This window comes from Klebsiella sp. GW_Kp181 (genome assembly GCF_040062315.1).
Taxonomy (GTDB): domain Bacteria; phylum Pseudomonadota; class Gammaproteobacteria; order Enterobacterales; family Enterobacteriaceae; genus Klebsiella; species Klebsiella oxytoca.
Genome location: NZ_JBEAFR010000084.1, coordinates 170,259 through 180,234, shown reverse-complemented (window position 1 = coordinate 180,234; position 9,976 = coordinate 170,259). Strand labels below are relative to the sequence as shown.

General features: G+C 57.4%; 10 protein-coding genes. 6 read left to right on the top strand and 4 right to left on the bottom strand.

Translation table 11 applies throughout. The features are described from left to right. Window positions 1–82: 82 nt before the first annotated feature. The 3 genes from ABLV11_RS25070 to ABLV11_RS25060 all read right to left on the bottom strand — a co-directional run bounded on the left by ABLV11_RS25070 (window position 83) and on the right by ABLV11_RS25060 (window position 4,224). The gene (locus tag ABLV11_RS25070) at window positions 83–1,426 is read right to left on the bottom strand and encodes an APC family permease (RefSeq protein ID WP_126488354.1); all 1,344 of its coding nucleotides are present in this window, start codon (window positions 1,424–1,426) and stop codon (window positions 83–85) included. Beyond that, a complete protein-coding gene (locus ABLV11_RS25065; protein ID WP_126488356.1) occupies window positions 1,423–2,334 on the bottom strand; it encodes an acetamidase/formamidase family protein in 912 nt (303 codons plus the stop codon). The genes ABLV11_RS25070 and ABLV11_RS25065 overlap by 4 nt, the downstream gene beginning before the upstream one ends. A 465-nt stretch (window positions 2,335–2,799) precedes the next feature. Then, window positions 2,800–4,224, bottom strand: a complete 1,425-nt coding sequence (locus tag ABLV11_RS25060) for a PLP-dependent aminotransferase family protein (protein WP_126488358.1) — start codon at window positions 4,222–4,224, stop codon at window positions 2,800–2,802. Between the two features lie 177 nt (window positions 4,225–4,401). On the opposite strand from ABLV11_RS25060, the gene ABLV11_RS25055 reads away from it, so the two are divergent. From ABLV11_RS25055 to ABLV11_RS25040, 4 genes are all read left to right on the top strand, one after another. Then, window positions 4,402–4,566, top strand: coding sequence for a DUF1127 domain-containing protein (locus tag ABLV11_RS25055; protein WP_004108628.1), 165 nt, complete (start codon window positions 4,402–4,404; stop codon window positions 4,564–4,566). 431 nt (window positions 4,567–4,997) lie between these two features. Further along, window positions 4,998–5,462, top strand: coding sequence for a MarR family transcriptional regulator (locus tag ABLV11_RS25050; RefSeq protein ID WP_004110293.1), 465 nt, complete (start codon window positions 4,998–5,000; stop codon window positions 5,460–5,462). A gap of 6 nt (window positions 5,463–5,468) precedes the next feature. Further along, window positions 5,469–6,536: an HlyD family secretion protein gene (locus tag ABLV11_RS25045; protein WP_004108624.1), complete on the top strand. Its 1,068-nt coding sequence runs from the start codon at window positions 5,469–5,471 to the stop codon at window positions 6,534–6,536. Then, on the top strand, window positions 6,526–7,590 hold the full coding sequence (locus tag ABLV11_RS25040) for a DUF2955 domain-containing protein (RefSeq protein ID WP_348855956.1): 1,065 nt from the start codon (window positions 6,526–6,528) through the stop codon (window positions 7,588–7,590). The genes ABLV11_RS25045 and ABLV11_RS25040 overlap by 11 nt, the downstream gene beginning before the upstream one ends. A gap of 2 nt (window positions 7,591–7,592) precedes the next feature. On the opposite strand, the gene ABLV11_RS25035 is transcribed toward ABLV11_RS25040, so the two are convergent. Further along, window positions 7,593–8,507, bottom strand: coding sequence for a LysR substrate-binding domain-containing protein (locus tag ABLV11_RS25035; RefSeq protein ID WP_004108616.1), 915 nt, complete (start codon window positions 8,505–8,507; stop codon window positions 7,593–7,595). A gap of 310 nt (window positions 8,508–8,817) precedes the next feature. On the opposite strand from ABLV11_RS25035, the gene ABLV11_RS25030 reads away from it, so the two are divergent. Continuing rightward, entirely contained in the window at window positions 8,818–9,501 is a 684-nt protein-coding gene (locus ABLV11_RS25030) for a nucleoside recognition domain-containing protein (RefSeq protein ID WP_004108614.1), read from the top strand. Beyond that, window positions 9,494–9,961 carry a YjiG family protein gene (locus ABLV11_RS25025; RefSeq protein ID WP_004108612.1) on the top strand — a complete coding sequence of 156 codons (468 nt, stop codon included), beginning with the start codon at window positions 9,494–9,496 and terminating at the stop codon, window positions 9,959–9,961. The genes ABLV11_RS25030 and ABLV11_RS25025 overlap by 8 nt, the downstream gene beginning before the upstream one ends. The last annotated feature ends 15 nt before the right edge of the window (window positions 9,962–9,976 follow it).

Sequence of the window (9,976 nt, the reverse complement as noted above, 5' to 3'; positions counted from 1 at the left end):
ACACAAAATGCAGAGATGGCTTGCATAACGGGAGGTGTCCATATACGGCTAAGCGCAGCGCGAGCCGGGGAGATAAATCGCGCTAGCCTTCCAGCTTCAGTTCCACATTGCGCTTGAGCACCAGGCGCATCAGCAGGTAATAGACCACGCCAACCGCCAGCCAGCTCAGCCCAAGCACCTTGGCCTGCACGTCCATCTCATAAATCACAAAGCCGATAATGCACAGGCCAATCACCGGGAACAGCAGGTGCATCACCAGATTGCGTGACTTATTGCGGATCAGATAGTGGTTGATGACCGCAATATGCAACACCAGGAAGCCCATCAGCGCGCCGAAGTTCACCAGACGGCTGAGGTTATCGATATCGCCGTAGAACCAGAGGCCGGAAGCCAGCGAAATCAGCGCCACAAACAGGGTGCTGACGTAAGGCGTTTTCAGCCGCGGGTGCACTTTCGCCAGCAGCTGCGGCAGCTGCTTGTCGCGCGCCATCGCAAACAGAATGCGCGACACGGCGGCCTGCGCCACCAGGGCGTTGGCAATCCCCCAGGAGATCACCGTCGACCACATGGTGACATACTTCAGCCAGCCGCCGCCCGCCAGATTCGCGGTATCGTAGAAGGCGGTATCGAGGCTGCTAAACGTCATGCCCTGCGCCAGATCGGCGGCAATCCACGTCTGCAGGATAAACAGCGAACCGACCAGCATCAGCGCGCCCAGCGACGCCTTACCCACGGTATCTACGCCGCCTTTCGTTTCCTCCGACAGCGTGGAGATCCCGTCGAAGCCGAGGAACGAGAGCACGGCGATGGAGACCGCGCCCATCACCAGCGGCAGGCTAAACTTATCGGCGTTGTAGAGCGGGTCGAGGGTCAGATGGCCCGCCCCGGCGCCGGAGTAGAGCGCAATCAGCCCGAGAACGACGAACACCGACAGCACCACGATCTCCGCGATCAGAATCGTGTTATTGGCGCGCGCGGTAAAGGTAATGCCGCGCAGGTTAATCAGGCTGTTAATCGCAATAAAGCCGACAATCCACAGCCAGCCCGGCACGCCAGGCAGCATAGGCGCCAGCGCCGCCGCGCTGACGATGTATAGCAGCGAGGGCACCAGAATATAGTCCAGCAGGATCAGCCAGCCGGCAAAAAAGCCTACAATCGGATGAATACCGCGCTGGGCATACACGTATACCGATCCGGAGACCGGGAACGCGCGCGACATCGACCAGTAGCTCATGGCGGTAAAGAACATCGCCACCATGCCGATGAGATAGGCCAGCGCCACCATGCCCTGCGCGCCGTCCCAGACGTAGCCAAAGACGCCAAACGGCGCGATGGGCACCATAAATATCATGCCGTAGACCAGCAGATCGCGGAACGTCAGCGCCCGATGCAGCTCCTGCTTATAGCCAAATTGTTCAACGCTCATGCCTGCTCCCCTTCGACGCTCAGGGAGAGCTGCTTCGCCACCGATTTGGGTAACGCATAGCGGCAGGTTTTCAGCGGATCGACCACCTGACAGATTTGCAGGTCGCCGGCGATGCTCAGAATACTGATCGCTTCAGCCAGCGTCAGGGAGGTATTGTCGGCGATAAAATGCGCCATATTACGGGTGGCCAGGGCGGCGGCATCATCAAGCGTCTGTGCCGAAGCGAGGGTAAACAGGGTCTCGCTGTTTTCGAGCATCGGCAGCGGCAGGCGGCGGTTTTTAACCACCGTCAGTTCGACCAGCACTTCGCCGGGGATTTCCAGACCGCAGACCGAGACTTCACCATCGCCCATCGCGGCGTGTAAATCCCCCAGCCCGAACAGCGCGCCGGGAACGTTGACCGGCAGCCACAGGGTGCTGCCGGCGGTAATCATTTTGCAGTCCATATTGCCGCCGTGGCTATCCGGCGTGCCGCAGGAGATGGCTTCCCCGGCAGGCGCGACGCCGATCACGCCGACCATCGGGTTGAGCGGGACGCGCACGTTGCCGGGCAGTATGGCATGGTCGTTTTCAATGGGGACGATAGTGACCTTCGGGGCATCAAGCTCATCGCCAATCACTCCGAGCTGCGGCGCGGTGACCATCACCGCCTGATTGCTCGCCAGGGTAATGCGCTTGATGGTGACCTTGAGCGCATCGCCCGGCTCGGCACCCTCGACGTACACCGGCCCGGTCGCCGGGTTGATACGCTGCCAGTCCAGCTCGTTGAACACGGCATCGGCGGAGGTGATTTGGTCGGAGAAGCAGTCGCAGGTTTCAAACAGCACTTCGCTTCCGCTGCTGACGGTAGCGACAGGTGCGTTATCGCGCGACATGGCGTAGACCACCTGGTCTTTGGTTATTTTCATGACATTCATCCCGGTTATATTGTTGCGTTTTTTATATTTAGAGTTTCCCGCAGGGGGAAGGAGTGAATTTATCGGGATTATTACAGGAAGGCAATCAGGTCAGGTTTTTCAAAAATAAATGATATATATTTGCTGATGAATCATGCGGTTAAGTATTTTATTCTAATGTTTTTATATGCTGGATATTAAGTTGTTTGGCTGTTCAATGTTTTATTACTGGTTGTCATTTTTTCATTATTTACTGATATTAATCGTTTATATAGCAGATTACTCTGCGAAAATTTACGTGCTGGTCATTTAGCGCAATATGCCGGGGGAGCATTGATGATAATACCAAGGGATTTGGGCTCTCAAAGAGGGAAAACCGGAGGCGGTGCTGGCGCACCCGAGCGGGCTACAGACCCGCAGGCGGCGGTGAACCTGTAGCCCGGTCATACGCAGCGCCACCGGGACCAGCCTATAACCTCACTCCGGTGCCCACTCCATCGCCACCTTCACCGCCATGCCCAGCTGCACCATCACCTCTTTATGCTTCTCTATCGGCGGCAGAGCGCAGTTGATCCTTAAGCAGTTGCGGTATTTCCCGGATGCGGAAAACAGCGATCCCGGCGCGACCTGGATTTTCAGCCGGCACAGCTGCTTCGCGACGCAGACCATGTCCACCTGCTCCGGCAGCTCGACCCACAGCATAAAGCCGCCTTTCGGGCGGGTAACGCAGATCCCGCAGGGGAAAAACTCCCGCAGCCAGCAGGTGTAGATCTCCATATTGCGCTGGTAGATCTGCCGCATTCTTCGCACGTGGCGGTGATAGTGGCCTTCGCGAATAAAGTTACAGGCCGCCAGTTGGGTGGAGGGAACGTTGGTGCCGCTGGCGGCATATTTCATCTGCAGCAGGCGATCGTAATAACGGCCGGGGGCAATCCAGCCGATGCGCAGGCCGGGAGCGATGGTTTTGGTAAACGAACTGCAGAGCATCACCCGGCCGTCGATATCCCAGGAATGGATCGTGCGTGGGCGCGGGTATTCGGTCGCCAGTTCGCCGTAGATATCATCCTCAAAGATAACGATATCGTGGCGCTGGGCGAGGCACAGCGCCGCCCGCTTGCGGGCATCCGGCATGATAAATCCCAGCGGATTATTGCAGTTGGGGACCAGGATCACCCCTTTGATCGGCCATTGATCGAGCGCCAGCTCTAACGCCTCGATGCTGATCCCGGTTTCCGGATCGGTGGGGATCTCGATGGTTTTTAGCCCTAATCCGCGCAGCATCTGCATGGTGCCGTAGTAGCAAGGGGATTCGACGGCGACGATATCGCCAGGCTGACACACCGACAGCAGCGCCAGCGACAGCGCGCTGTGGCAGCCGCTGGTAAGTACCAGATCGTTGGCGGTGACCACCGATCCGCCGTCGAGCATCAGGCGGGCGATCTGTTCGCGCAGCTCGCGACGCCCGGCCAGCTCGTCGTAGTTCAGCACTTCGCTAAGGTTGTGCTGAATGGCCCGGCTCAGCTCGCGCCAGATAGGCTTCAGGCTTGGCTGGGTGACGTCCGGCGAGCCGCCGCCGAAGGGGATAATCGATTTATCGTGGCGGGCGTCGAGCATGGTCAGCACCTGATCCCACTGAGTGATCTCTACCGGGCGCTGGACCGGCCGCGACATCGGCGGCACCGGCGGCTGTGCTTTACGCGGGGCTACAAAATAGCCGGAACGCGGCTGCGGTACGATCAGCTGCTGCTGTTCCAGCATCTGGTAGGCTTGCTGAACGGTGCTGATGCTGACGCCGTGCTCCTGGCTCAGGCTGCGCACCGACGGCAGCTTTTCGCCGGGGCGATACAGCCCCTGTTCGATGCGTTCTGCCAGCAGGCTGGCCAGATGTTGATAGCGGGTCATGCTGTATCCTTGATCGTCGCCATACAGATCAATAAACCAGTACAGATTGGCGGTAAAAGTGAGGTCTGCTGTACGTTTTAGCGAATCTGTATGTTAAAGAAAAGTATTTTGTGAATCTGTATTGTTTGGCCGCGGATCCGTGAAGATAAAGCCTCTGGCAAGGTGAGGAGGTAGAGGATGGAATTTCACGAAAATCGGGCAAGACAGCCGTTTATCGGCTTCGTATTTCTGGCGCGTGCGTTCAAAAAGTGGTGGCTTCGTGAGCAAACGCGCAGAACATTGCAGCGTATGAGCGACGAACAGCTAAAAGATGTCGGGCTGCGCCGGGATCAGATCAATTAAAAAGTGCGATCTATCATCCGGTGCCTATTCATCACCCCGCTAAGCGTAAGCGCGGATGGTGGATTTTCCCGGAGGCGGCGCTTGACGCGCCTGTCCGGGCTACCGGACCGCGCGGAGCTGTAGCCCCGGGAGCGTGAGTGCGGACGGTGGATTTCCCCGGAGGCGGCGCTTGACGCGCCTGTCCGGGCGACCAGACCATGCAGAGCTGTAGCCCCGGGAGCGTGAGTGCGGCCGGTGGGTTTCCCGGAGGCGGCGCTTGACGCGCCTTGTCCGGGCTACCAGACCGCGCAGAGCTGTGGCCCCGGTAAGCGTGAGCGCGACCGGGGATGATACATTCACATAATTTATCAATTCATGCTTATCCACTCTTCGTTTCTTGATACTTATCGTGATAAGTATTATTTTCTTCACAGCTAAGTGAGGAAAGTAAAATGACCGAAGACGACCTGTTTGCCCGCCGCCCGATGGGCATGCGCATGGCGATGGTGGTGCGCCAGTGGCGCGCGATTATTGATTCTGCCATCACCGACACCGGCCTGACCCAGTCAAGCTGGACGGTGCTGATGCAGCTGCACCAACTGGGCGATAACGTCTCGGTCAGCGAGCTGGCGGAGGTGCAGGGCATTGAACTGCCGCCGCTGATGCGCACCCTCACGCAGCTGGAAAAGCAGGGCTATCTGCTGCGTTCAACATCGCCTTATGACAAACGCATACGCCTGCTGACGCTGACGGCGGAAGGCCGCGCTATTCTGGAGAAGCTGAACCGCGTGATTGAGGCCTATCAACAGCGCGTCACCGAAACCCTCCCTGAAGCGCAACTCGCCGCCTTTAGCGCCACGTTAAATCAAATCGCCTGCAATCTGCGGACTATCCGCGAAGAAGATAACAAGATCTAAAACACTATGATGACCCCTGAACAGAAATTTGCCCGCTGGGTAAGGGTGAGTATTGCCGCCTTCCTGGTCATATTCGCCTGGTTTATCGTTGCCGATATCTGGATCCCGCTCACGCCGGATTCCACCGTGATGCGCGTGGTCACGCCGGTCTCGTCGCGCGTCTCCGGCTATGTCTCCCATGTCTATGTGCATAACAACAGCCAGGTGAAGAAGGGCGATCTGCTCTATGAACTGGATCCAACGCCGTTTATCAATAAAGTGGAAGCGGCGCAGATCGCGCTTGAACAGGCGAAACTCAGTAACCAGCAACTGGACGCGCAGATCGCCTCTGCCCGCGCCAACCTGCGTACCGCCCAGTACACCGCGCGCAACGATAAGGTCACGTTCGATCGCTATCAGCGCCTGAGCACCATGCAGAACGTTTCCCAGTCGGATCTGGATAAAGTGCGCACCACCTGGCAGACCAGCGAACAGTCGGTCAGCGCGCTCAACGCCAGTATCCACAATCTGCTGATCCAGCGCGGCGAGCGCGACGATGGGCGCAACGTCACGCTGCAGAAGTACCGCAACGCGCTGGAAGAGGCGCAGCTTAACCTCGGCTGGACGAAGGTCCGCGCGGAGACTGACGGGATGGTGAGCAACCTGCAGCTTAACCCAGGTCTGTACGCCACCGCCGCCACGCCGCTGCTGGCGCTGGTGAGCAATCAGACCGATATCGTCGCCGATTTCCGCGAGAAGAGCCTGCGCCACACCGGCGTGAATACCGATGCCGCGGTGGTGTTTGATGCGCTGCCGGGCAAAGTCTTCCCGGCGCACGTCACCAGCAGCGATGCCGGTATTCTGGCTGGACAAGAAGAAGTTAACGGCCAGCTATCGCAGCCGGAGCAATCCACCCGCTGGGTGCGCGACGCGCAGCGCATGCGCATTCACGTCGCTCTGGACGAGCCGCTGGATAAGCCGCTGCCCACCGGTGCCCGCGCCACGGTACAGCTCTATAACAGCGATGGCCCGTTCGCCCGTACCTTCGCCGGCGCGCAGATCCATCTGGTGAGCTTCCTGCACTATGTCTATTAATACCCTGGCGCGGGTCTTCACCCCGCACGGCAACATCGTCTATACGGCGAACGATTTTCGCCAGACCCTGCGTATCGCCGTGGCCGGCACTATCGCGCTGAGCATTTCCACTTTCTATGACGTGCAGTACGGCGTCTTCTTCGTGGTTTATCCGCTGATGCTGCTGTCGCTGGTGCCGGTGTTTAACCGCCACGTGGCGCGGCAGTTTGTGTTCAGTGCGGCGGTGAACTGCGTCGAAATGGTGTTAATCGTCGGCTATTTGTCGCAGTGGCCAGTCATCATGACGCTGGTGGTGTTTGGCCTGTACGTGATGCGCTTTCGCTTTATGAGCCAGGGGCCGCTGTTTCTGCTGGGGTCGATGGGCGTGGTGTGTCAAAGCACGATGCTCAACTTTATGAGCTATCTCACCAGCAACTGGCACACGCTGATGTTCTCCAATATGGAGGCCTGCGTGATGGCGGTGGCGCTCAGCGCGCTGCTGAACTACTTCATCCCGGACGTTGAACCGCGCAAGCCGCCGCCGCGCATTGAAAAAGATGCCGCGCGTATCCGCCACGAATCGCTGCTTTCCGGCAGCGTGGCGACGATGATCTTTGTGATTTTTCAGGTCTGCGATCTGAGCGACTCGCTGTCGGCGCTGATGGCGGGCATCTTAATTCTGTTCCCGATGCACTATCGCGGCGCGGTGATCAGCTCGATCTGGCGCGTGGTGGGGGTGGTGCTGGCCTGCCTTTATATCCTGGTGGTGCAGCTGATTATCTACGACTTCAGCAACCATATGGTGCTGATGATGCCGTTGATTGGGCTGGGGCTGGCGTTTAGCGCCCGGCTGCACGTGATGGAGAAGGTGGGGGCAGGCGTTGGCTTCGCCAGCATCACCACTATCGGCATCATGTTCGGCCAGAACCTGCATCCGGACCAGGACCTGGTGTTCAGCGATCTGTACCGCATTACCTCCGTGACCGTGGCGCTGATCGTTACGCTGACCATGGTCTTTCTTATGCATCGGCTGCTGAACTGCTTTGCGCCAACCCGGTTCGTGGTGACCGAATAAGCTCAGGCCGCCAGCGCCCGCTGCGCATCGCGAAAAGCGTTATGCAACAGCCGCCACATATGATGCGCCGCCGGGGAAAAGCGGCGATCGGAGTTGCGTAGCAGATGGCACTGGGCGCTGCTGGCAATAGGATGGTCGATAGGAACCGCCCGCAGAATACCGTGGGCGATCGCCTCCCGGGCGGCGTATGCGGTCATAAAAGAGACGCCTAATCCCGCCTGGCTCAGGCTCATGGCGGTCGAAAAGAGGTTGCAGCGATAGGCCGGGTGAAACTGCCGTCCTGCAGTTTTAAACATGGCGTTCATATGGCGCTGCAGGCCAAAGCTGTCGGTGAGCGCGATCAGGCGATAGTGCGTGAGCTCATCGATAGTGACGGCGGGCAGGGCAGCGATGGGATGCTCAGGAGAGACCACCGCACAGATGGGGCCCCACTGAAAGCTGTGGCGTTTAAGCTCAGGGTTGCCGATGGGGCCGAAGGCGACCGCCATATCCGCTTCGCCGCTGGCGATATCGTTGAGCATCTCCTGCATGCTGCCGACAATAATATCCACGAACACGTTAGGCCAGGACTGAGAAAAGGTGCTCATCACTGATTCAATAAAGGTGGTGACCAGCCCGCCGCCAATCCTCACCGAGATAGTCCCGCCGCGCATATGGCGTAAATCCTTCAGGTGACTTTCCAGCTTTTCCCGGCGCTGACGGCTTTCGTAGTAGTCCTCCGCCAGCAGACGCCCTGCTTCGGTGAGCACCACGTTTCGTCCCTGCCGCTCCAGCAGAGGTAGCTCCAGCGCCCGTTCCAGCTGCGCTATCTGGCGGCTGATGACTGACGGATTAATCCCCAGCATATCGGCGGCCCGGCGAATGCCTCCCTGAATCCCGACTTCATACAGATAGCTCATAGGCCTCTCATGCAACATCGTTTCTCACTCCTTTGTTGACCTCAGGTCAACAATAACACCCTTTCACAGGTATTTATCATCCTGACGAGTTATAGATAATCGTAATTCGGACAAAAACTGGCAGGGAGGAAAAATCTCAGCGCTTATTCCCGGCTTGCAATTAAGTTTGCAAGGCTCAGGAAGTCGAAGAATAAGAAATCGTGATGGTACTGACTGAGGGAATATGGAAAAGCTTATCAGCCGAAATAATAAATTTGAATAACAATAAATTGACATAATTTCAAATTGCAAACAATCGCACTAACATTTCATTATGTGAGGACAGGGTATGAGTGAAAATAAAACGTTGGAATGTTCCTCCGACGAAACGACAAATGAGTGGAAAGTCGGGCCCGGGGCCTGGATTTCACTGGTCATCGTATTATTAGTTTTCTCCGGGCTGCTGTTTAAAGTGGAGGGGATGGCCTGGCTGGGGGCATTTGACTTTACCACTCTCGGCGGTGCGTTCGGCACCATGAAAACGCCGGAAACCAACACCTTTATCGGCAGCGGCGGCATCAGCGCCAAGGCCGGTTTTCTGTTTGCGCTATCGCTGGTGCCCACGGTGATGCTGGCGCTGGGGCTGCTGGAGATATTTACCCATTACGGCGCGATTCGCGCCGCGCACAAACTGCTGACGCCGCTGCTGCGCCCGCTGCTCGGGATCCCGGGTTATACCGGACTGGCGCTGATTACCGATTTACAGAGTACCGATGCTGGTGCTGCGCTAACCAAAGAGCTGTATGACAGCAAGAAAATAAACCGTAAGGATCTGGTCATTATGGGGGCATGGCAATATTCCGGCGCCGGTCTGATAAATAACTATTTCTCGATTGGTTCAGCGCTTTTCGCTTCGTTAACCATTCCTATCATTATTCCGCTGCTATTAATGTTTGTGCTGAAATTCGTCGGCGCGGCAATCACCCGTCTGGTACTGAATACTGCTTATAAAGGCGATTTTGAAAATGAATAATTCGGCAAAAGTCTCCAGTAACCCGTTCGATATTTTCGTTATCGGCGCGCGTAAAGGATTTAATATCGCCATCAACAATCTGATGCCGAATGTATTAATGGCTTACGTGATCGCCGAGATGCTGAATTTGCTCGGCGTGATGCAGATAATCGGCCACGTCTGCGCGCCGCTGATGGGCCTGTTCGGCCTGCCGGGCGAAGCGATTACCGTGCTGCTGACCTCCTGGCTTTCCGCCTCGGCGGGAACCGGCGTGGCGGTGAGCCTGTTGAGCAAAGGCACCCTCAACGTGGCGGATATCACGATTCTGATCCCGGCGATTTTCCTTATGGGGTCGCAGCTTCAGTACATGGGGCGCCTGCTCGGCGTGGCGGATGTCCCGAAAAAATATTGGCCGCTGCTGATGGCGGTGAGCATTATCAATGCCGTCATCGCCATGCTGGTCATGCGCGTGATTGCATAATAGAAGGCAAGGAGT